We start from the raw sequence: 21,469 nt of genomic DNA, 5'->3' as shown, positions 1-21,469 counted from the left end.
GAGACAGACACGCCGCCGGCCGATTCGGATTCGAAGTATCGCGCGCAGCCGGACGCATAGATCCCGGCGCGCATGACCCGGTCGCCGTGCCGGCGCCGGGAGTCTGCAACCCCAGGGGAATTACCATGCATCGATACGTATCGAGAATCGCCCGTTGTGTCCTGGCCCTGTCGTGCCTCGCCGGCGCGGCCGCCCATGCCGACACCTATCCCGACCGGCCTGTCCGGCTGGTCGTGCCGTTCCCGCCCGGCGGCGGCTCCGACGCCGTCGGGCGGCTGATCGCCAAGAGCCTGAGCGACAGCCTGGGCCAGCAGGTCGTGGTGGACAACCGCGGCGGCGCGGGCGGCTCCATCGGTACCGGCACGGTGGCGCGCGCCTCGCCGGACGGCTACACGCTGGTGCTGGCGTCGACCTCCGAGATCGCCATCAATCCCAGCCTGTATCCAACGCTGGGCTACAGCACCATCGACGACCTGACACCCGTCGCCATGGTCGCGACCACGCCGCTGGCCATCGCGGTCAACGCCAGCGTGCAGGCCGGCACGCTGGCCGAACTGGCGACGCTGATCCGGCAGCAGCCGGGCCGCATCAACGTGGCCTCGGCCGGCACGGGCACCATCACCCACTTGTCGGGCGAGATGTACCGCGAGCAGAACCGGCTGGATTGGGTACACGTCCCGTACAAGGGCACCGCCCCGGCATTGGCCGACCTGGTCAGCGGCCAGGTGCAGGTGATGTTCGTGCCGACCCCGCCGGTGCTGGGATTGGCCAAGTCGGGCCGCGTCAAGCTGCTGGCGGTCTCGAGCCAGACGCGCGCGGCCTCGCTGCCCGACGTGCCCACCGTCATGGAGAGCGGCGCGTCCGCCTACACGGTGGACAACTGGTATGGGATATTCGCGCCGAATGGCACCCCCGCGCCCATCGTCGACAAGCTGTCGGCCGCGGTGGCGCAGGCGCTCAAGCAGCCTGACGTGATTGAGGCCCTGGCCGTGCAGGGCGCCGCCCCGGCGACGCTGAGCCGTCCGCAGTTCGCCAGCTACGTGAAGAGCGAAGTCTCCAAGTGGGGCGGCGTGGTGCGCAGTTCCGGCGCCAAGCTGGATTGAGCCATGCCCACCGCTCGACGCGCGCAGACCCGCAACCTCGACACGGAACTCCGCCAATGAGCTACGACATCGAGGCGGTGCGCGCCCAGTTCCCGGTAACCCGCCGCTTCCTGTACTTCGACATCGCCCACCAGTCGCCGCTGGCGGCCTGCGTGCGCGCGGCGCTGGAAGCCTTCATGGACGAAAGCCAGCTCGACGGCGGCCCGAAGCCGCTGTGGCTGGGCCGCGTGCCCGGCGCGCGCCAACGCGCCGCCACGCTGGTCGGGGCGCGGCCCGACGAGATCGCCTTCGTGAAGAACACCTCGGAGGGCCTGAACATCGCGGCCAACGCACTGCCGCTGCGGGCCGGCGACAACGTGCTGCTGATGGCGGGCGATCATCCCAACAATACGTACGCCTGGCTGAACCTGCGGCGTCGCGGCGTCGAGGTGCGCTTCGTGGCCTGCGGACCGCGGGGCCTGGACGCGGCGGCCTGCGCCGCGCACGCCGATGCGCGCACCCGCGCCGTGGCGGTGTCGCACGTCACGTCCGACACCGGCCTGCGCATGGATCTGGCCGGCCTCGGCGCCTTCTGCCGCGATCGCGGCATCCCTCTGGTGGTCGACGCCATCCAGTCGCTCGGCATCCATCCGATGAACGTCCGCGAACTGGGCATCTCGATGCTGGCCGCCGGCTGCCACAAGGGCCTGCTGCTGCCGCAGGGACTGGGCTTGCTGTACGTGGCGCGCGAACTGGCGGACCTGCAGCCGGCGTACCTGGCCGTCTCGGCCGTGGCCGACGCGGCGCCCGACCGCATGGTGCGCGACGGCGCCGTGGCGCTGCGTCCCGGCGCGGCCCGCTTCGAGATCGGCAACCTGAGCCTGCCGCACGTGCACGCGCTGGATGCGGCACTGGCCTTTCTTTCCTCGGTGGGCGTGGATCGCATCGCACGGCACGTGCAGGCGCTGGGCGAGCGGCTGGCCAGTCACCTGGACGATCTGGGCGTGCCGCTGCGGGCGCCCGCCGGCCAGCGCTCGCACATCCACGTACTGGACCTGCCCGGCGAAGGCTGGGGCGAATACTTCTCGGCCCACCAGGTGCGCGTGTCGCCGCAGCGGCTCGGGGTGCGCGTATCGCTGTCGCTGTTCAACACCGTGGACGAGGTCGACCAGCTGGCCGCGCTGATCCGGCGGCGCCTGTGAGACCGCGGCCGCTACGGCCGCGCGCCGGGCCGTGACAGGTTCAGCGTGTAGTAGTAGCGGTCGGCGCGGTAGTACGAGCGGAACAGCACCATGCCGCTGCCATCGGACAGCCTGTGCAGCCGGCTGACCAGCAGCACCGGCGCCCCCACAGGGACGTCCAGCAGCTGCGCCAACCGCGTGTCGGCGATCATGGCCTCGATCTGCTGGCGTTCTTCGATGCAGACGATCCGCAGCTCGTCCTCGATAAGGCCCTGGATGGAGGCATTGCCCAGGTCCCACGCCATGATGCGCTCGCCCACCGCGGGCGGCAAAAAGGCCTCGTGCACCACCAGCGGACGATTCTCGAAGTAGCGCAGGCGCTCGATGTGGAACAGGTCCTCGGTCGGCGCGTGCAGCAGCTTGGCCTCGTCGGCGGCCTTGACCGGCGCGGCCGACAGCACCTTGGCATAGGTATCCAGGTGCAGCGCGGTGAAGTCCTCGACCATGCCGGTCAGGCGCTGATTGGCCGGCGCATCGGGCCGGCGCACGAAGAACGTCCCCTTGGCGCGGTGGCGCTGGATGATGCCCTCCTGCTCCAGACCCCGCAGGGCCTCGCGCACCGTCTCGCGCGAGACGCCGAACTCTTCGCACAGCGCCTGCTCGGTGGGAAGCTGGTCGCCGAGCTCGTATCCGGAATACAGCCGGCGCTCGAGGATGTGCCGGACCTGCAGGTACTTCGGAAAGGGATTGAAGAATGCCGGAGAGGCAGGCGGGCCTTTCTTGGTCACGGTCATGGTCGGTACGGCTCGATGAAACCGGCGCGCGTCGTCCGCGTCACGTGCCTTCCCACGTCGGCCCGGGCACGTGGATGTCGAACATCTCCAGCACCCGCGCCACGGTGTGGTCGACCATCTGTTCGATGGACGTGGGCCGGTGATAGAACGCCGGCAGCGGCGGGAAGATGATGCCGCCCATCTCGGTGATGGCGGTCATGTTGCGCAGGTGGGCCAGGTTGAAGGGCGTCTCGCGCACCATCATCACCAGCCGGCGCCGTTCCTTCAGCGTGACGTCGGCCGCGCGCGTGATCAGGTTGTCGGACAGGCCGTGCGCGACGGCCGCCAGCGTGCGCATCGAGCACGGCACGATGACCATGCCCGCTGTCTGGAACGCGCCGCTGGCCAGCGTGGCGCCCACGGCGCGCACGTTGTGCACGTGGTCGGCCAGCGCCTGCACCTCGTTGCGGCCGATGTCCAGCTCGTGCTGGATGTTCAGCACGCCCGAGGCCGACACGACCAGGTGCGATTCCACGTCGGGCACGGTCTGCAGGGCCTGCAGCATGCGCACCGCGTACAGGGCGCCGGTGGCGCCCGTGATGCCGACGACCAGCCGCCGCATCGAGCGTCAGGCCGTGGCGCCGGAGTCGTCCAGCAGCTGCTTCAGTTCGCCGTTGCCGTTCATCTCGTTCATGATGTCCGACCCGCCGATGAACTCGCCCGACACGTACAGCTGCGGAATGGTGGGCCAGTTCGAGAATTCCTTGATGCCCTGGCGCACTTCGTCGTCTTCCAGCACGTTGACGGTGACCAGCTTCTTCACGCCACAGCCCTTCAGGATCTGGATGGCCTTGCCGGAGAAGCCGCATTGCGGGAACTGGGCAGTGCCCTTCATGAACAGCACCACGGGATGCTGGGTCACGGTTTCACGGATGAATTCTTGCACGTCGCTCATGGTGGTCTCGCAGAGGGTATGGGTTCCGGATGGGCTCAGGCCGTCCCACCTATATGGGGATGGTCCGGGAATACGTCAATTATAGGTATCCGCCGGAAATCCGTTCGATGCCGGCCAGATCGCGCCGGCTGGCCACGCTGGCGAAGCCCGCCGCCCGCAACAGCGCGCGCACGGTCTCGGCCTGGTCCCAGCCATGTTCCATCCACAGCGCGCCGCCCGGCTTCAGCCAATCCGGCGCGTCGGCGGCGATACGTGCCAGGGCACTCAGGCCATCGGCATCGTCCGTCAGCGCGCCGCGCGGCTCGTGCCGCAGGTCGCCCTGTTGCAAGTGCGGGTCGGCGCTGTCGATGTACGGAGGGTTGGACACGATCACGTCGAAACGTTCCCCTGCCGGCAGCGCGCCGAACCAGTCGCCCTGCAGGAAACGTACCCGCGCGCCAAGGCGGCCGGCATTGTCGGCGGCCACGGCCAGGGCGGCCGCGCTGCGATCGGTGGCGCTGACCACCGCCTGCGGCCGCGCCAGCGCCACCGACACCGCGACGGCGCCGCTGCCCGTGCCCAGGTCCAGCAGGGCCGCGCCAGGCTTGCCGGAAAGCGCCTCGATGGCCGTCTCCACCAGCAGCTCGGTATCGGGCCGCGGGATCAGCACGTCGGGCGTCACGCGAAACGGGTGGCCCATGAACTCGCGCTCGCCCAGCAGATAGGCCATGGGCTCGCCGGCCTGGCGGCGCTCGACCAGCGCGCGGTACAGCTCGGCCGCCGCCGCGGGCGCGGGATCGGTGTCGTGCGCCAACAGCCACGCGCGCGGCTTGTCCAGCGCGCGTTCCAGCAGCATGCGCACCTCCAGGCGCGGCAGGCGCGTGTCGTGCAGCAGGTCGATGATGCGGGTCATGGCGATGAGGGCTGCGGGCCGGATGGAATCGGAGGAGCGGTACGGTGTGGAGCCAGGCAGGCCTGCCGTCGCATCAGACCTCGTCGCCCAGCGCCGCCAATTGCTCGGCCTGGTGCTCGGAGATCAGCGCGCCGGTCAGTTCTTCCAGGTCGCCTTCCATGATCTGCTGCAGCTTGTACAGCGTCAGGTTGATGCGATGGTCGGTGACGCGGCCTTGCGGGAAGTTGTAGGTGCGGATGCGCTCGGAGCGGTCGCCCGAGCCGATCAGGCTCTTGCGCTCGGCCGCCTCCTTGCTCTGGCGCTCGCGCAGCTCCTTGTCCTTCAGGCGCGCGGCCAGCACCTGCATGGCGCGGTCCTTGTTGCGGTGCTGCGAACGGTCGTCCTGGCACTCCACCACCAGCCCGGTCGGCAGGTGGGTGATGCGCACCGCCGAATCCGTCTTGTTGATGTGCTGGCCGCCCGCGCCGCTGGCACGGAAGGTATCGATGCGCAGGTCGCTGGGGTTGATCACGATCTCGCTCAGCTCGTCGGCCTCGGGCATCACCGCCACCGTGCACGCCGACGTGTGGATGCGGCCCTGCGCCTCGGTGGCCGGCACGCGCTGCACGCGATGCGCGCCCGACTCGAACTTCAGCCGGCCATAGGCGCCATCGCCATCGATGCGCGCGATCACTTCCTTGTAGCCGCCCAGCTCCGAGGGGCTTTCCGACATCAGCTCGACACGCCAGCCGCGCGTTTCCGCGAAGCGCGTGTACATGCGCAGCAGGTCGCCCGAGAACAGCGCGCTCTCGTCGCCGCCCGTGCCCGCGCGGATTTCCAGGAACAGACTGCGGCCGTCATCGGGATCGCGCGGCAGCAGCAGCAGCTGCAATTCGCTTTCCAGCTGCTCGAGCCGCGATTTGCCAGCCTTCAGCTCCTCTTCCGCCATGTCGCGCATGTCGGGATCGGACAGCATCTCCTGCGCCGTGGCGATGTCGCCCTCGGTGGCCTCGAAGGTCTTGAAGGCGACGGCCACGGGCTCGACCTCGGCGCGCTCGCGCGACAGCTTGCGGAAGCGCTCCATGTCGGACGCGGAATCGGGATCGGCCAGCAGGGCGTCGATCTCGATCAGGCGATGGGCCAGCTGTTCCAGCCGGCTGCGCATGGAAGCTTTCATCAGCGGAAGTACCAAGTAAAAGGGGAAATCGGCACGGCGGGCGCCCGCAAGGCGAACGTCCGCCGCAAGGGACGGAGCGCGGCGGGACCGCTAACGGCGCGTGTCGCGGCTGGGGAACAGGCGCGGCATCCAGCCCAGCAATTGCCGGCGCTCGTCGCCTTCGCTGCGGTTGAGCGCCGCCAGCGGGCCATGCAGGTACTTCTGCGTCAGGCCGTGCGCCAGCTGCTCGAGCACGGCTTCGGGCGAATCGCCGCGCGCCAGCATGCGGCGCGCGCGGTCGAGCTCGACGGCCTGCACGTCGGCCGCGGCCTGGTGCAGGTCGCGGATGACCGGCACCACTTCGCGCGATTGCATCCAGTGCATGAAGCCCTGGACGCGGGTTTCGATGATGGCCTCGGCCTGCACCACCGCCGCGCGGCGCGCGTCGGTGCCGGTCTGCACCAGGCGGCCCAGGTCGTCGACGGAATACAGGTAGATGTCGTCCAGGCGGCCGACTTCGGGTTCGATGTCGCGCGGCACGGCCAGGTCGATCATGACCATGGGACGATGGCGGCGCAGCTTGGTGGCGCGCTCGACCATGCCCAGGCCCATGATGGGCAGGGAACTGGCCGTACAGGACACCACCACGTCGAATTCGGACAGGCGGTCGCCCAGCTCGGCCAGCTTCATCGTGCCGGCCGAGAAGCGGCCCGCCAGCGTCTCGGCGCGCTCGGTGGTGCGATTGGCCACCACCATGCTTTGCGGACGCTGCGCGGCGAAATGCGTGGCACACAGTTCGATCATCTCGCCCGCGCCGATGAACAGCACGCGCGCCTGGTCCAGCTTGCCGAACACGCGTTCGGCCAGGCGCACCGCCGCGGCCGCCATGGACACCGACTGCGCGCCGATGGCGGTCTGCGAGCGGACTTCCTTGGCCACCGAGAAGGTGCGCTGGAACAGTTGATGCAGCAGCGTGCCCAGCGAGCCGGCCTCGTCGGCGGCGCGGATGGCGTCCTTCATCTGGCCCAGGATCTGCGGCTCGCCCAGCACCATGGAATCCAGCCCGCTGGCCACGCGGAACGCGTGACGCACGGCATCGTCCTGGCGATGGCGGTACAGATGGGGATCGAGCGAGACGGCCTCGATGCGGTTGTGCTCGGCCAGCCACGCGGGCAACTGCTCGGCCACCTGCGGCTCGGCCGCGCAGTAGACCTCGGTGCGATTACAGGTGGACAGGATGGCCGCTTCGCGCACCGATCCCCCGAACGCCGCGCGCAGCCCTTCCAGCGCCGGACGCACCAGATCGACGGGCATGGACACGCGCTCGCGCACCGAGACCGGGGCGGAGGTGTGATTCAGACCGAAGGCAAGAACGGCGACGGACATCGTGGCAGGTGCGCGCAACCCGGGATGTGTCGGCGCGGCGCGCCGGCGTGTACGGGTAGCTTGTACACACGGATGTAACAGAGAACAACCCAGGATTATACGCCTAGGGTTACCCCTGGGGTTGCTGGAAGGCATCAATGGGTGGGATGGGGTGTCCCGTGGGCGGGATGGGTGCGGCCCGGAAACGGTAGCGCAGTGGCTGATCACTGCTTCGGCACGCCGCCTGCACAGGGCGAAAAATTCGTGTATAGTTGCGGTCTTCGTTGGCCTGGTAGCTCAGTTGGTAGAGCAGCGGATTGAAAATCCGCGTGTCGGTGGTTCGATTCCGCCCCAGGCCACCAAAAGAATTTCGAAGGGCTGCGCAGATGCGCAGCCCTTTTTGCATTGGCGCTGGAAAGTGCGCAGCAATGAATCGCGCCGGCAGCCGCAGGCCGCTCATCTACGCTGCAATAACACCCGCTACGCCTCTCATGCCAGTTAAAACTTGCGCCAGTAGCGGTTCATCGCTAAAACGTAAGTCATGACTGACAAAATCCGCCTCCTCAGCGAGTTGGCTCCCTTGCTGAAAGCCAAACGGGAAGCCGCCGGCCTCTCGAAGACCGAACTTGCTCAGCGCGCAGGCAAGGTGCGCGAGGTGATCTATCGCCTGGAATCGGGCGAGGACGTCACCGTCTCATCCCTGCTGGCCGTCCTCGCAGGCCTGGGCCTGGCGCTGCAAATCACTAACGCCGGCATGCCGACGATGCAGGAAATCGCCCGCCATTTCGCGCAGGACGACGAGTAAGCCATGCTGCCCGAGAAGATTCCTCTGCTGCAGGTGTCGATCGGGCACGAAGCCCACGCGGGACAGTTGCTCAAGCGTTCGACGTACGAGTTCCGCTACCTGGATCCCCGTGCGCAGCAGCCATCCGTAGCATTGCTGATGAATGCCGGTACCCAACTGACCTGGCAAGACGGCGATCTGTTTCCCGTGATGGACCAGAACCTGCCGGAAGGCGACCTGTACATGCGGCTGCGCGCCGCGTTTCCAAAACAGCCTTTGACGCCCATGCATCTGCTGGCGCTGATAGGCGAGAACGGGATTGGACGGCTGGGCTACACCCTGCCGGACAGTTCGCCGGCTCCCGCCGCGCCGGCGATGTCCAAGGAGACCCTGCTCAACACTCGCTACACACCGGAAGTCTTCGACGAACTGGTGCGCGCTTACCTGAGCACAGGCGCCGGCATTGCGGGGATGCAACCGAAGATCATGGTGCCGGACAGGCCTACCGTGCCTATCCCTTCGTTGATCGTCAAGGCAGGCAGCCCTGCCTATCCCGGCTTGACCGCGAACGAGTTTCTCTGCCTGACCGCAGCCAGACTGGCTGGCATCGATACGCCGGATTTCGCCTTGTCGCATGATGGGCAGATGCTGATACTGGACCGATTCGACCTGGTTCCAACAGCCGACGGAAGTGTCGAGCGACTCGGCTTCGAAGACGTCGCGGCGCTGGCCGGCTTGCGCGTGCGCGACGTACTGGCCGATCGCAAGTACCAAGGCAGCTATCAGCGCGTGGCCGAATTGCTCAAGCAGTTGCAGTTGCCCAGAGTCAACCTCCATCGCTTCTTCGAGCAGGTCGCATTCAGCGCCATGGTTCGCAACGGCGACGGTCATCTGAAGAACTATGGCGTGCTGTACCGCTCGGTCACCGATGCCTGGCTGGCGCCGATGTTCGACGTCGTCACCACCGCGATCTATCGATACGCACGATACGACGGTGGACCGGAGCTGGAAGACAGGACGATGGCGCTGAAGCTGTTCGCCGGCAAGCACCAGACCAGGACCTATCCCACCGAAGACGAGTTGCTGCTGTTCGGCAGCAAGATATGCGAGGTCAGCAATCCGCGCGAGGTTCTGCGGCGCATACGCGAGGGCATGCTCGCGGCGCTGCGACAGGCGCGAAACGACGCGCGTATCCCCGACGCCTTGCGCGCGGACATGGCCGCTGCCTGGCAGACCTCTGCCTGACGGACGGCCGCCTCCTCAACCCCGCACTCCAACCACCGCCTCGAACACCCCCCGAATCCGCCCAGCTGGCAGGTTCCTCGCGATGAACACCAGCCGCGAGCGGCGATCCTCGCTGGGCCAGCGGTCCAGCGTGACGGGCGGATGCATGACGTGCTGCACGGCCTGCACGACCACCGGCGCGCCCGCTACGTTGACGATGCCCTTCACGCGCAGCAGGTCGGGGCCGCGCAGCTTCATCAACATGTCCATGGCGGCGCCGAACGAGTCCCAGTCGAAGGGCTGCTCGAACGTCAGCGCGCAAGTGCGCACCGAGCGATCATGGCGGACGCCCGGCAGCCTGTCCGCCAGGTATCCCGGCTCGCCGCCCTCGCCGGCCGCGCCCTCGCCCACCGAGCTATCGTCATCCAGCCACCGCCCCAGGAACCGCCCCGTCCGGTCGCCGACCCGCGCGCTGTGCAGGCCCAGCCCGGTCAACTCCGACGGATCCAGATCGCCCATGCGGCTGTGCCGCAAGGGCGCGCTGGCGTTGATGCCGCGGATGGCATCCCGCAGCGATGTGGCGGACTGGGGCTCCGCCAGGTCCTCCTTGGTCAGCACGATCAGGTCCGCCAGGGCAATCTGCTTCTCGCACTCGGGGCTGCTGCATAGCTGCCGCGCGCCGTTCAAGGCATCGACCAGCGTCACCACCCCGTCCAGCCGGTAATGCGCGCCGAGCATCGTGTCGCTGGTCAGCGTCTGGACGGCCGGCGCCGGATCCGCCAGGCCCGAGGTCTCGATGATGACGCGGTCGAAATCCGCGACCTGGCCCGCGCGCCGTTGCCCGAACAGCTGGCGCAGGGTGTCCTGCAGGTCGGTGCGGACGACGCAGCAGATGCAGCCGTTGGCCAGCAGGCTGACGTTCTCGGACGACATGGCGACCAGGTCGTGATCGATGCCGATCTCGCCGACCTCGTTGATGATCACGGCCGCGCGGCGCATGCCCGGGTGCCGCAGCAGCCTGCCGATCAGAGTAGTCTTCCCGCTGCCCAGGAATCCGGTGACCAGCGTCACCGGCAGCTTGCCCGCCAGCGGATCGCGCACGTAGGCATCGGGCGCGGAGCCGCTCATAGGTTCATTTCGAGGATGTACAGCCCGCCGTTGAAACGGTCCACCGTGTAGACGATGCGCCGCTCGTCGACGAACACGTCGTTGAGCTGGATGGCCCCCGCCGGCGACAGCGCCGGCGCGCCGGGCACGTAATAGGCCACCTCTTCCACGCGATAGGGATCGCGGGTGTCGTAGGCGCGCACCCCGCCGTTGAAGAACGTGCCGATGATCAACGTCTCGGACTGGAACGACATCGGCAACGGCAGGTTCTCGTGCACGTTGTGCGCGCCGAAGCGTCCGCCGCGCCGCGCGAAGACTTCCACCGGTGGCATGGGAAACGTCGAGATGGGAACGGGGTTGACCTCGGACCGCGCATCCAGCATCCACACCAGTTTCGGCCAGTCCTTGCCGTCGTCCTGCACGCACTCGTCGGTGACCACCCACAGGCCGCGCTCGAACAGCGGCAGCACGGTGTGCGTGAAGCCGTTGAACGGCGGCGAATGATTCCAGCTGGACGCCACGCGGATGTCGGAAGGATTCGAAATGTCCAGCACCACCGCGCCGCCATCGATGTATCCCACGTAGGCGCGGTCTGGCCTTTGGGGATAGACATTGGTGTTGTGCGCCCGGAAGCCGCGATCGAATTGCGGCGCCAGCCGCCGTGGCGGCGGGGCCTCGTCACCCACCCGCGTGCCCGGCAGCCACCAGCGGCCCGCCTCCACCGGCCGCGCCGGGTCGCTGACGTCGACGATGCGATAGATCTGGTCGTCCCTGGGATCATGGGGCTGGAAGTCGGGCGCCCCCGATGCCATGTGCACCGTCTTGCCGTCGATGAACCACAGGCAATGCACGCCGCGCGACCACGGGCCGGAACAATCGAAGTGCGAGACCAGGCGCGGCTGCTCGGGCACCGTGATGTCGAACAGGTCGAAGCCCGCGGGCTGCAGGCCCGGCGTGTTGACCTGATAGGCAACCGCCATCAGGTTGCCGCAGACGTCCAGGGAATTAGAACGCACCTTCATGTGCGGCAGCTCGGTCTGGACCACCAGCCTGGGCGCACGCGGGTCGGTCACGTCCACGCCGGTGAAGTTCTTGGGCGCGGACTCGTGCGCCAGCCACAGGATGCGCCGGCCATCGTCAGCCAGTTGCATCGCGATGCCCTCGCCCAGGCCGCCGAAGCCGGCGAGCTCGTGGTGCGCGAGCAGGGTCATGTTGTGCGCCAGCGTCTGATCGGCGCGGCTGGCAGGGCGGTTGGCATGCGGGAGAGACATCTGCGGTTCCAGTGGAATCAACTTTTGGATGCGCGGGCCGTCACTGGTCCAGGCTGAGATTGGCCTGCCTGGCCATGTCCGTCCAGTGCTGCAGTTCGCGGTGGATGCGGTCGGCCATCTCCTGCGGCGACGACCCCAGGGGCTCGTAGCCGAGCTGCTCGATGCGGGCCCGCATGTCGCCCTGGCGCACCACCTTCACGATGGCCGTATTGAGCCGCTGCACGATGTGGGCGGGCGTGCCGGCCGGCGCCCAGAAGCCTTGCCAGCCGGTCATTTCATAGCCGGGAACGGTTTCGGCGACCGTAGGGACTTCGGGAAGCACGGCCAGGCGCTGGGGAGAACTGACGGCCAGCACCTTGACCCTGCCCGACTTCACCAGGCCCAGCGATGCGGCCACCGGATCCAGCTTCAACTGCACGATGCCCGCCATCAGATCGGAATTGGTATTGCTCCGATAGGGCACGTGGTGCATCTCGGTGCCCGTCATTTTTTCCAGCAGCAGCGCGCCCAGGTGCGCCGCCGATCCCGGCCCCGTCGAGGCGTAGTCGACGCTGCCGGGCTTCTGGCGATTCAGCGCGATGAGCTCGGCAATGTTGTCGGGGCCGAACGCACTGCTGGCGATCCACATGTAGCTGAGGTTGAGCGTGAGTCCCAAAGGCGCCAGGTCGCGCTCGGGCGAGTACGGCAGCTTCTTGTACAGCGGCGGATTCATCGTCGCTATCTGGTTGAAGCCGTACAGCAGCGTGTAGCCATTGGGCTCGGCCTTGGCCACCTTGTCCGTGCCGATGATGCCGGCCGCGCCGGGAATCGTTTCGACGACCAGCGGCTGCCCCAGTTCCTTGCCGAGCGGTTCGCTGATCAGTCTTGCCAGCACATCCGGACTGCCGCCGGGCGAACTGGGCACGATCACCCGGATAGGCCTGGACGGATAGTCCTGCGCCTGGCCATGCGCACTGGCACACCCGAGCGCAAGCGCCATCAAGACGGCGAGGCGCGCGCGTTTCAGCGTCTCCATGCTCACCATGCTTCCTCCTTTTTTCGATTCGCAAATCTCTTGGTTTGTCTCGTTGAATCATTTGATTGAACGCAGCATAGCGTGGCCACCTGAAAGCGTCAATCAAGTGATTAAACCATTCGATTGCAAACCGCCGATTCAAGCCCATTGCTAGCCTGGAGGAGCACCGCGTGCCATCGAGGAGGAATCGTTGACAGTCGATTCGAGCACATGATAGCCTTCAATCAAGTGATTAAATCAGTTGAAATAGACGGCGCGCAAGACTGTACGCCGCAGCACGGCTGGCGGCCCGCGTTTCGCAAGCGCCGCATGCCGCTCGAACCACCCGCAGAGGTTCGCGACCCGCGCTCTGCCTACACGATGAGCATAGAGATGAATTTCGGACTCACGAATGACCAGGAGGCCTTGGTCAGCCACGTTCGCACCCTGCTGGACGACGTATGCAGCTTGGAGTACGCCGCGCGGTGCGACGCCACGCAGACCCCGCCGCGCGAGGCGTTCGACGCGCTGGCCCGCAACGGCTGGCTGGGCCTGATCGCCCCAGAGGAATACGGCGGCGCGGGCGGCACGCCCACCGACCTGGCCCTGCTGCTGGAAGAGACCGGCAATCATTTCGAAGAGCTGGGACTCTGGTTGTTCCGCAACTTCACCTACGGCTGCTATGCGGTGCTCAAGCACGGCACAGAAGCCCAGAAGCGCAGCATCGTGCCGCGCGTGGTCAAGGGCGAACTGTCGTTCGCCTTCGCGTTGACCGAACCGGACTCGGGCTCGGATGCCGCGGCGCTACGCACGCGCGCCACGGCCGAGGGCGACCATTTCGTGATCGAGGGCCGCAAGCAGTTCACCTCCGGCGCCGACATCGCCGACTACATCCTGGTGCCGGTCCGCACCAGCGACCTGGGCAAGAAGCAGCTGGGCATCAGCACCTTTCTCGTGGACACCCGGCTGGACGGCATCGAGATCCGCAAGATCCCCACCCTGGGCCAGCACGCCATCGGCACGACGGAATTCACGCTGAGCAACGTGCGCGTGCCCCGGGACGCGCTGCTGGGCGAACTCGACCATGGCTGGGCGATCTGCGAGGACACCCTGCGCTACGAGCGCCTGTGCCTGTCCGCCGCACGCATCGGCGCGGCGCGGCGCGCATTCGAATTCGCGCTGGACTACGCCAAGACCCGCCATCAGTTCGGCAAGCCCATCGGCAGCTTCCAGGTCACGCAGCACAAGTTCGCCGACATGAAGGTGATGCTGGACACCTCGCAGACCATGATCCGCCGGTACGCCTGGCTCATGGAGCATGGCCAGGCCGAACGCGCGGATACCGCGGTGATCAAGTACTACATCGCCGAGTCGTACAAGACCATCTCGGACATGTGCCTGCAGATACTCGGCGGCTACGGCTACTGCATGGAATACCCGATGCAGCGCTTCTTCCGCGATTCGCGACTGGCCACCATCGGCGGGGGCACGTCCGAGATCCAGAAGAACATCATCGCCGCGTCGCTGGGGCTGTAGCCGGCAGGCGGGCAGTACCGGGGCGGACCGCCATGATGTCCGCGCCCGCCATCAAAACAATCAGGAGACACGCTCATGAAGCTACGCTACATCCTGCCCCTCGTGGCGGGCGCCGTGTTGCAGCTGCCCGCCCATGCCGCGGACGCATACCCCGACCGGCCCCTGCATTTCGTGGTGAATTTCCCGCCGGGCGGCGCATCGGACTCGATGGCGCGCCTGTTCGGACAGGAGGTCGGCACGGCACTCGGGCAGCCCGTCATCGTGGAGAACAAGGCCGGCGCGGGCGGCGCGATCGGCATGGTGTATGCGGCCAAGCAGCCGCCCGACGGCTACACGTTCACCATCGGCACGCTGGGTTCGTCCATCGTGCAGCCGCTGATCCAGAAGACGCCGTACGACATGCTGAAGGATTTCCAGCCCGTGTCGTTGATCGCCACGGGGCCGGCCGTGCTGGTGGTCAACTCGGCGTCGCCGTACAGGACGGTCGCCGACATCGTCCAGGCCGCCAAGGCGCAGCCCGGCGTGCTGAATTTCGGATCCGGCGGCATCGGCACCTTCGCTCACCTGACGGGCCAGATGTTCAACCAGGTGGCCGGCATCCGGATCACCCACGTTCCGTACAAGGGCGGCGCGCAGGCCCTGAACGACGTGCTGGCCAACCAGCTGGACATGATCGCGGTGGACCCGCCCAGCGCGCTGCCGCAGATACGCGCCGGCCGCCTGCGCGCCATCGCCTATACGGGCGCCCGGCGCAGCCCGCTGCTGCCCACGGTACCCACCTTCGCGGAAAGCGGCTACAAGGATCTGATCGGCGCCAATTCGTGGAGCATCTGGATGCCCGCCGGCGTACCGAAAGACATCGCGGCGAAATTCGGCCAGGCGCTGGACAAGGCGATGGAGAACCCGGAGCTCAAGAGCCGGTTCGAGGAACTGGGCGCGGAACCGATGCACTCGTCGCCGGAGGAACTGCGCGCCTTCGTGCAGGCCGAAAGCGCGCGCTACCAGAAGGTCGTCAGCACGCCCGGCTTCCTGCCTGAATAGCGGCCCGCGCCGCCTGGCGCGCCAGCGCCAGCGCCGGCTCGAAGGGATCGTCCGGCACCACCCGCGTCACCAGGCCCCAGCGCTGCGCGCGTTCGGCATCGAAAGGCCGGCCGCTCAGCGCAGCATAGGCCAAGCCGCGCGGGGTGATCATCTGGCCCGCCGCCTTGACGATCTGCCCGCCGGGCACGAAGCCGAAGTTGATCTCGGGCAGCCCGAACCGGGCGTCGGCGCTGGCCAGCACCACCTGGGACGCATTCAGGATGGGCATGGCCGCGCCCAGGCAGTACCCTCGCACCGCCGTGAAGATCGGTTGCGGCATCCGGGGCAGCAGGCGGGTGCGCCAGTGCTCGGTCGCCATCCGCGCCTGCAGCAGTACATCGGGCGGCCGGGTGGAACTGTCGAAGAAGTCCTTCATGTCCATGCCCGCGCAGAAATTGCCGCCGATGCCGTGAAAGACCAAGGCATGGATGCCGGCGTCGTGCGTGGTGCGAAGCAGCACCTCTTCGAGCGCCAGCGTGAGCTCGACGCCGATGGCGTTGCGCTTGGCTGGCCGGTCGAGCCCGATGCAACGCACCCCGTCGGCGTCTTCGATGCGCAGCATTGCATCACCCTCCCAGGCCGGGCTTGGACTGCCCGGCAAGGAAACTCTCGACCGCGAAGGCTCGTGCCGACGGCCTGCCCGCCTGCAGCATCTTCAGTTCGGCGAACTTGGCCGCCGTGAAATTGAGCACGCCGTCCCAGCTCATCTCGCCCACGTGCAGCAGGGTCTCCTTGGTGAACTGGAGCGCGGTCTGCTCCTTGGCCGCCATGTCGCGAGCAAGCGCATAGACCTCTTCTTCCAGGCGCTGCGCCGGCACGGCAAGCGTGGCCAACCCGTTGCGCTCGGCTTCCCTGCCGTCGAAAGATTCGCCCGTCAGCGCAAAAAAGCTTGCCGCCCGGGGCGTCATCACGCGCGAGACGGTCTTGGCGGCGACGCCGCCGGGAAACCCGGGCGCCTGGTCGCCGCGCAGCGCGAAGCGCGCGTCTTCCGCGGCCAGCACGATGTCGCAGCCCTCCAGGATGCCGATGGCCTCTGCCTGGCAGGCGCCATGCACCATGGCAATGACGGGCTGCGGCAGCAGGCGCAGCCGGCGCACGCGCCAATCGTCGAACATCTGGCGCGCGGCGCGCAGGGCCTGTTCGCCATGCCGCGCGACGTCCTGGAAATCCGCGGCGTCCATCCCGGCGCAGAAGTCCGCGCCCGCGCCGCGCAACACCACCACGCGCACCTGCGGATCTCCATGCACGGCGCCCAGCAGGGCAACCATCTCGCGCGTCATGCCGACGTCGATGGCGTTACCGTGCCCGGGACGGTCGAGCGTGACGGTCAACACGCCTGCCTCGAGCACTGCGCCGAGCTGGCGCGGCCCGCCTGCCGACTGGTCTGGACCTGTGTATTGCACGTGTTCTCCTTGGAACTTCGATGGCCGGGATTCCCGTTCCGCATCAAGGCGCGCGGAACCCCGCAGCGGCGTAGCGCACCAGCTGTTCCAGCGCCGTGGTCGCGTCGCGCGTGTCGATGCCGCCTTCGGTGATGGACTCCAGCCGGCCCGGAACCGCCATGGTGTAGACCATGGCGCCCAGCAGGAAGTGGAACCGCCAGCGCAATTCCGTCACGGGCAGCTTGGGCAAGGCCTTGGCCAGTTCGTCCATGGCCAGCCGGCTGGACGCATCGAAGGCATTGGCCAGCACCTCGCGCCGCACCTCTTCGCGCTCGAACGCCATGCGGGCGCGCAACAGCGTGAAGGCAAGGCCCTCGGGCGTGTTGAGCGCGTCCAGCGCCGGCCACAGGAAGGCGCGCAGCACGTCTTCGAGCACGGGACGGCCCTGCCTGTTGCGCTTGAGCTGGCCGAGCAGCTCGACGCGGCGCTCGGCGATGGGCCGCGCGCGCACGGCGAAGAGCTCTTTCAGCACCTCTTCCTTGGAGCCGAAGTGGTAGTGCGCCGCGGCGCTGTTCACCTGGGCCGCGGCAGTGATCTCGCGCAGGCTGACGCCATCCACGCCACGCTCGCTGAAAAGGCGCTCGGCGGCCTGGAGAATGCGTTCCGGCGTGCTTGTTCCGAAGCCAGCCGCGGCTTCCAGATCCTTTTTCATGTTGAAGCTCTAAGTCCTGTTCTACGAAGAATATTCAGGATGGCGGCCGGCGCATATTCAACTGAACGCCTGAAGCAAGCGACTCATCCTGGCCCTCCAGGGATGCTAACCGGAGTTGACAGCATGCCACGTCATCATCATAATTAAATCACATGATTGAATCAAGTGAGTAAACCCACTGCGATACGGCGCGGGCAGCCTGACCGGATCGCATCCTGGCGATGCCCGCTGATTGCGGGACATCGCCGTCGAACGCAACGCCAACGCGCGGCACGCAAATGACAGAGTCTTTCGAAACCCTCGCGGTCCAGCGGCAGGGCCGCGTGGCCATCCTGACGCTGAACCGTCCCGACGTCATGAACGCCATCAACATGCAGATGCGCAGCGACCTGCGCCATGCCCTGGATGCCCTGCGGCGGGATGCCGGAATCGGCGCGGCCGTGCTCACCGGGGCCGGCGCCAAGGCGTTCTCCAGCGGCATGGACCTGCGCGAATTCGCCACCGCCCAAGCCGGCGTCCCGCTGTCCGAGATGAAGCGCTATCGCTGGGAACAAGGCGAAGGGATCGCAGCGTTCGACAAGCCGTTGATCGCGGCCGTGAACGGCCTGGCGATCGGCGGCGGCGTCGAGCTGTCGCTGCTGTGCGACCTCAGCTTCGCCGGCGAGTCGGCCAGCTTCGCGTTCGGCGAGGTCAAGCGTGGACTGATTCCCGGCAACGGCGGCACGCAGCGCCTGTCCCGGCGCATCGGCAGTGCCCGGGCGATGGACATGATCCTCACCGGCCGCACCATTGGCGCCCGCGAAGCGCTGGACATCGGGCTGGTCGAGTACGTCGCGCCCGACGCCGAGCTGCTGGCGCGCGCGGTTGCGTGCGCGCAGCAGATGGCCGCGAACGCGCCCGTGGCGGTGCGCACCGCGAAGGCGGCGATCAAGCGGGGCGCCGAGCTGTCGCTGGCGGACGGCCTGCGCATGGAGCAGGATCTGGCCACCTTCGTCTACACGACGGAAGACGCGCAGGAAGGTCCGCGCGCCTTTCTCGAGAAACGCCCGCCCGCCTGGCGCGGCTGCTGAGATTCCGCAGCCCCGGTCTGCCGCCAGGCGGCGCGGCCAGCCCCGGCAAGGGGCAAGGGGTTCTTTCCTGACCATAGAGACACACATGGACGCTGCTTCGCAAAGGATGTACCGCACCCTGCTATTCGCGCCGGGCGCCCGGCCCGAGCTGCTGGCCAAGGCGCAGGCCGGCCAGGCCGACGCCATGATCTTCGACCTGGAAGACTCCGTGGCGCCGCAGGCCAAGGCGCAGGCGCGCGAGCACATCGCCGCCGCCCTGGCGGCGGGGCTGCGCAAGCCGATGTACCTGCGCATCAATCATCCGAATACGGATGAGTTCCGGCGCGACCTGGCGGTGCTTTCCGACGCCGGCAGCCTGGACGGCGTCGCCGGCGTCATCCTGCCCAAGGCAGAGGAAGCGGCGGACGTCGACACGGTCGCAGAGGCCCTGCTTGCCGTCGAAGGCCATGCCTCGCTGCCCATGAACACGCTGGCCATCGTTCCGCTGGTGGAGACCTGCCTGGGACTGCGCAATGCCTACGACATGGCCCGGGCCTCGCCGCGCGTGCGCGGCATGGCGCTGGCCAGCGCCGAGCAGGGCGATTTCATGGTGGACCTGGGCGGCCGCTGGACGCCCAGCGGCCTCGCGCTGGCCTATGCGCGCGGCAAGCTGGTAGTGGACGCGCGCGCGGCCGGCATCGAATGGCTGGTCGACGGCGTCTTCATGAACCTGGCGTCCGCCGACGCGCTACGTGCGGAATGCGAGATCGCCCGCGAGCAGGGCTTCGTCGGCAAGATGGCCATCCACCCATCGCAGATCGAGGTCATGCACGCCGTGTTCTCGCCCGGCGAGCAGGAGATCGAATATGCGCGCGGCCTGCTGGCGGCCTTCCGCGAAAGCGAGGCGGCCGGCATCGCCGCGGTCAAGTACCAGGGCATGATGGTCGACTACGCCAACGTCCGGCTGGCCCAGCGCACGCTTTCCCTGGCAAGGGAGCAAGCATGACGACTCTCCAGGAGACCGTTCCCGCCGTCCTGCCCGACATGGGCCCCCACGGCAGCGTGCCCTCCGGCCGGTATGCGCCGCTGCGCGACATGGCCGACATCGAGGCGATCGAGCAGGTGCCCATCGAGCAGCGCATCACGCGCTGGGACTTCGCCCTGAACCTGCTGGACGGCTGCCGCCACAAGCCCGACCGCACGGCTTTCCATGTGACCCACAACGGCGATCTCGACGGCGAGATCCAGGCCTGGAGTTTCGCCGACCTGGAGCACCGGTCCATCCAGATCGCCAACCTGCTGCGCGCCAGCGGCGTCGGTCCGCAGGATGCGGTGGCCATCGTCAGTCCCACCGTGCCGGCTTTGTTCGCAACGTTCCTGGGCGGCCTGCTGGCCGCGCGGCCGTTTCCCATCAACTGGATGCTGGACGCCCACGCCCTGGCCGACCTGATCCAGCGCGCCGATGCCAAGGCGGTGGTGGCGCTGGGCCCGACACCGGGGTTCGAGATCCATGACAACGTCTGCGCGGCGCTGACGCGCATGGAACGCCCGCCGCGCCTGTTCACGCTCCACGATCCCTTCGCCGCGCCGCACGAGGGCGACCTGCTGGCGGCCGCGGCCGCGTATCCGCAGGACAGGCTGGACTTTCCGCGCGACGTCGCCCAGCGACGCGACATCGCCTGCTACGTGCACTCGGGCGGCACCACTGGCCACCCGAAGATCGTCAAGATCCTGCACGGGGGCATGGTGTACCGCCAATGGGCGGCGAACAACGGCCTGGCCTTCACGTCCGAGGACGTGGTGCTGTCCGACACGCCGCTGTTCCACGTGGGCGGGCTGCTGGTGCGCGGACTGGTGAGCACCGCCAACGGCAACACCGCGGTGCTGCCCAGCATGCACGGCGCGCGCGACAAGACCTACCTGGCCAATTATTGGCGCTATGTGGAACGCTTCGGCGTCACGCAGATCTCGGGCGTGCCCACGACGCTGTCGATGCTGGCCAAGAATCCCCCTGCCGGCGAGGACATCTCGTCGCTGCGGCCGTACTTCGCCACCGGCTCCACCGCCATGTCCCCCGCCATCCAGGACCGCATCGCCGAGATCACCGGCGCACGCACGCTGCAGAGCTATGGCCTGACCGAGAACACCAGCCACGTCAGCCTGGATCCGCGCGATGGCGAGATACGCCGCGGCTGTTCTGGCATCCGCGTGCCCTACATGAAAGTGCGCATCGTCAAGATGGGCGCCGACGGCGGCATCGAACGCGACTGCGCACTGGGCGAGATAGGCATGATCCTGGTCGGCGGACCTGGCGTGGCCGGCGGCTACCTGGATCCTGCGCAGGACAAGGGCGCATTCCTGCCCGACGGCTACTTCGTCACGGGCGACCTGGGCAGCATCGACGCCGACGGCTACATCCGCATCAGCGGCCGCCAGAAAGACCTGATAATCCGTGGCGGCCACAACATCGAGCCTGCCCTGATCGAGAACGCCCTGCTTGCCTCGCCCTGGGTCGCGGTCGCGGCCGCGGTGGGCAAGCCCGACGCGCATGCCGGCGAGCTGCCGATCGCCTATGTCGAACTGCATCCCGGCGCCGAGGTCTCGGCCGACGTGCTGCTGCGCCATGCCGCGCAACACATCCCCGAGCGGCCGGCGGTGCCGAAGGAAATCATCTTCCTCGATAAGCTGCCGCTGACCTCGGTCGGCAAGCCCATCAAGCACCTGTTGCAGCTGGACGCCGCACAGCGTGTCTTCAACGAAGCGCTGCAAGGCGTGCCGGGGGAATGGTCGCTGCAGGTCGTCAATACCGGCGGCAGCGGCATGGCCACGACGCTGACCTTGAAGGGTTCGGCGCCGGGCGCGCGGCAAAAGGCCGAGGAAGTGCTGTCGGCCTACGCCATTCCCTATGTGATCGTCGAAGACCCACCCGCACCATGACCAGGAGGAC

21 protein-coding genes and 1 tRNA gene are annotated in these 21,469 nt (G+C 67.7%); 10 read left to right on the top strand and 12 right to left on the bottom strand.

The features are described from left to right. Positions 1-125: 125 nt before the first annotated feature. Positions 126-1,103 carry a Bug family tripartite tricarboxylate transporter substrate binding protein gene (locus FS845_RS07480; RefSeq protein ID WP_144632124.1) on the top strand — a complete coding sequence of 326 codons (978 nt, stop codon included), beginning with the start codon at positions 126-128 and terminating at the stop codon, positions 1,101-1,103. A gap of 56 nt (positions 1,104-1,159) precedes the next feature. After that, the gene (locus tag FS845_RS07475; RefSeq protein WP_144632120.1) at positions 1,160-2,284 is read left to right on the top strand and encodes an aminotransferase class V-fold PLP-dependent enzyme; all 1,125 of its coding nucleotides are present in this window, start codon (positions 1,160-1,162) and stop codon (positions 2,282-2,284) included. 11 nt (positions 2,285-2,295) lie between these two features. Here FS845_RS07475 and FS845_RS07470 read toward each other — a convergent pair whose 3' ends face one another. The 6 genes from FS845_RS07470 to hemA all read right to left on the bottom strand — a co-directional run bounded on the left by FS845_RS07470 (position 2,296) and on the right by hemA (position 7,404). Continuing rightward, positions 2,296-3,051: a GntR family transcriptional regulator gene (locus FS845_RS07470; protein ID WP_186332198.1), complete on the bottom strand. Its 756-nt coding sequence runs from the start codon at positions 3,049-3,051 to the stop codon at positions 2,296-2,298. Positions 3,052-3,097: 46 nt separating this feature from the next. Beyond that, positions 3,098-3,658, bottom strand: coding sequence for a UbiX family flavin prenyltransferase (locus FS845_RS07465; protein ID WP_144632114.1), 561 nt, complete (start codon positions 3,656-3,658; stop codon positions 3,098-3,100). A 6-nt stretch (positions 3,659-3,664) separates the two neighbouring features. Continuing rightward, the gene (gene grxD, locus FS845_RS07460; RefSeq protein ID WP_144632111.1) at positions 3,665-3,991 is read right to left on the bottom strand and encodes a Grx4 family monothiol glutaredoxin; all 327 of its coding nucleotides are present in this window, start codon (positions 3,989-3,991) and stop codon (positions 3,665-3,667) included. Between the two features lie 79 nt (positions 3,992-4,070). Continuing rightward, positions 4,071-4,883: a peptide chain release factor N(5)-glutamine methyltransferase gene (gene prmC / locus FS845_RS07455; protein WP_144632107.1), complete on the bottom strand. Its 813-nt coding sequence runs from the start codon at positions 4,881-4,883 to the stop codon at positions 4,071-4,073. A gap of 73 nt (positions 4,884-4,956) precedes the next feature. Beyond that, positions 4,957-6,039 carry a peptide chain release factor 1 gene (prfA, locus tag FS845_RS07450; protein WP_144632104.1) on the bottom strand — a complete coding sequence of 361 codons (1,083 nt, stop codon included), beginning with the start codon at positions 6,037-6,039 and terminating at the stop codon, positions 4,957-4,959. A gap of 90 nt (positions 6,040-6,129) precedes the next feature. After that, entirely contained in the window at positions 6,130-7,404 is a 1,275-nt protein-coding gene (gene hemA, locus FS845_RS07445) for a glutamyl-tRNA reductase (protein ID WP_144632101.1), read from the bottom strand. Between the two features lie 265 nt (positions 7,405-7,669). On the opposite strand from hemA, the gene FS845_RS07440 reads away from it, so the two are divergent. The 3 genes from FS845_RS07440 to FS845_RS07430 all read left to right on the top strand — a co-directional run bounded on the left by FS845_RS07440 (position 7,670) and on the right by FS845_RS07430 (position 9,412). Continuing rightward, positions 7,670-7,745, top strand: a tRNA-Phe gene (locus tag FS845_RS07440). A gap of 179 nt (positions 7,746-7,924) precedes the next feature. Further along, complete coding sequence (locus tag FS845_RS07435; protein WP_144632098.1) at positions 7,925-8,188, top strand: helix-turn-helix domain-containing protein; 264 nt, start codon at positions 7,925-7,927, stop codon at positions 8,186-8,188. A 3-nt stretch (positions 8,189-8,191) separates the two neighbouring features. Then, entirely contained in the window at positions 8,192-9,412 is a 1,221-nt protein-coding gene (locus tag FS845_RS07430) for a type II toxin-antitoxin system HipA family toxin (RefSeq protein ID WP_144632095.1), read from the top strand. Between the two features lie 15 nt (positions 9,413-9,427). Here FS845_RS07430 and FS845_RS07425 read toward each other — a convergent pair whose 3' ends face one another. The 3 genes from FS845_RS07425 to FS845_RS07415 are packed head-to-tail and all read right to left on the bottom strand — an operon-like array spanning position 9,428 to position 12,784. Beyond that, positions 9,428-10,519, bottom strand: coding sequence for a CobW family GTP-binding protein (locus tag FS845_RS07425; RefSeq protein WP_144632092.1), 1,092 nt, complete (start codon positions 10,517-10,519; stop codon positions 9,428-9,430). Further along, positions 10,516-11,769, bottom strand: coding sequence for an LVIVD repeat-containing protein (locus tag FS845_RS07420; protein WP_222129976.1), 1,254 nt, complete (start codon positions 11,767-11,769; stop codon positions 10,516-10,518). Before FS845_RS07420 ends, FS845_RS07425 begins: the two co-directional genes overlap by 4 nt. Positions 11,770-11,809: 40 nt before the next feature. Continuing rightward, the gene (locus tag FS845_RS07415; protein WP_186332197.1) at positions 11,810-12,784 is read right to left on the bottom strand and encodes a Bug family tripartite tricarboxylate transporter substrate binding protein; all 975 of its coding nucleotides are present in this window, start codon (positions 12,782-12,784) and stop codon (positions 11,810-11,812) included. Positions 12,785-13,156: 372 nt separating this feature from the next. Here FS845_RS07415 and FS845_RS07410 point away from each other — a divergent pair, with 372 nt between their 5' ends. Then, entirely contained in the window at positions 13,157-14,299 is a 1,143-nt protein-coding gene (locus FS845_RS07410) for an acyl-CoA dehydrogenase family protein (protein ID WP_186332196.1), read from the top strand. A 75-nt stretch (positions 14,300-14,374) separates the two neighbouring features. Further along, positions 14,375-15,340, top strand: a complete 966-nt coding sequence (locus FS845_RS07405) for a Bug family tripartite tricarboxylate transporter substrate binding protein (RefSeq protein WP_144632083.1) — start codon at positions 14,375-14,377, stop codon at positions 15,338-15,340. Here the strand turns inward: FS845_RS07405 and FS845_RS07400 are convergent. From FS845_RS07400 to FS845_RS07390, 3 genes are read right to left on the bottom strand one after another with little or no spacing between them, the layout of a single operon-like run. Beyond that, positions 15,312-15,941: an enoyl-CoA hydratase/isomerase family protein gene (locus FS845_RS07400; RefSeq protein ID WP_144632080.1), complete on the bottom strand. Its 630-nt coding sequence runs from the start codon at positions 15,939-15,941 to the stop codon at positions 15,312-15,314. The genes FS845_RS07405 and FS845_RS07400 overlap by 29 nt on opposite strands. A 4-nt stretch (positions 15,942-15,945) precedes the next feature. After that, positions 15,946-16,782 (bottom strand): enoyl-CoA hydratase-related protein, encoded by an 837-nt coding sequence (locus tag FS845_RS07395; RefSeq protein WP_186332195.1) that lies wholly within the window; start codon positions 16,780-16,782, stop codon positions 15,946-15,948. A gap of 43 nt (positions 16,783-16,825) precedes the next feature. Next, entirely contained in the window at positions 16,826-17,473 is a 648-nt protein-coding gene (locus tag FS845_RS07390) for a TetR/AcrR family transcriptional regulator (protein WP_144632074.1), read from the bottom strand. Between the two features lie 278 nt (positions 17,474-17,751). Between FS845_RS07390 and FS845_RS07385 the strand changes: the two genes are divergently transcribed. The 3 genes from FS845_RS07385 (at position 17,752) to FS845_RS07375 (ending at position 21,459) form a co-directional block, all read left to right on the top strand. Continuing rightward, positions 17,752-18,543, top strand: a complete 792-nt coding sequence (locus tag FS845_RS07385) for an enoyl-CoA hydratase/isomerase family protein (RefSeq protein WP_186332194.1) — start codon at positions 17,752-17,754, stop codon at positions 18,541-18,543. 85 nt (positions 18,544-18,628) lie between these two features. Continuing rightward, positions 18,629-19,528, top strand: coding sequence for an HpcH/HpaI aldolase/citrate lyase family protein (locus FS845_RS07380; RefSeq protein ID WP_144632068.1), 900 nt, complete (start codon positions 18,629-18,631; stop codon positions 19,526-19,528). Further along, entirely contained in the window at positions 19,525-21,459 is a 1,935-nt protein-coding gene (locus FS845_RS07375) for an AMP-binding protein (RefSeq protein ID WP_144632065.1), read from the top strand. The genes FS845_RS07380 and FS845_RS07375 overlap by 4 nt, the downstream gene beginning before the upstream one ends. Positions 21,460-21,469 lie beyond the last annotated feature (10 nt).

This window comes from Bordetella genomosp. 13 (assembly GCF_007679965.1).
In the GTDB taxonomy this organism is placed as follows: domain Bacteria; phylum Pseudomonadota; class Gammaproteobacteria; order Burkholderiales; family Burkholderiaceae_B; genus Bordetella.
This window is presented reverse-complemented; position numbering and strand designations above follow the sequence as displayed.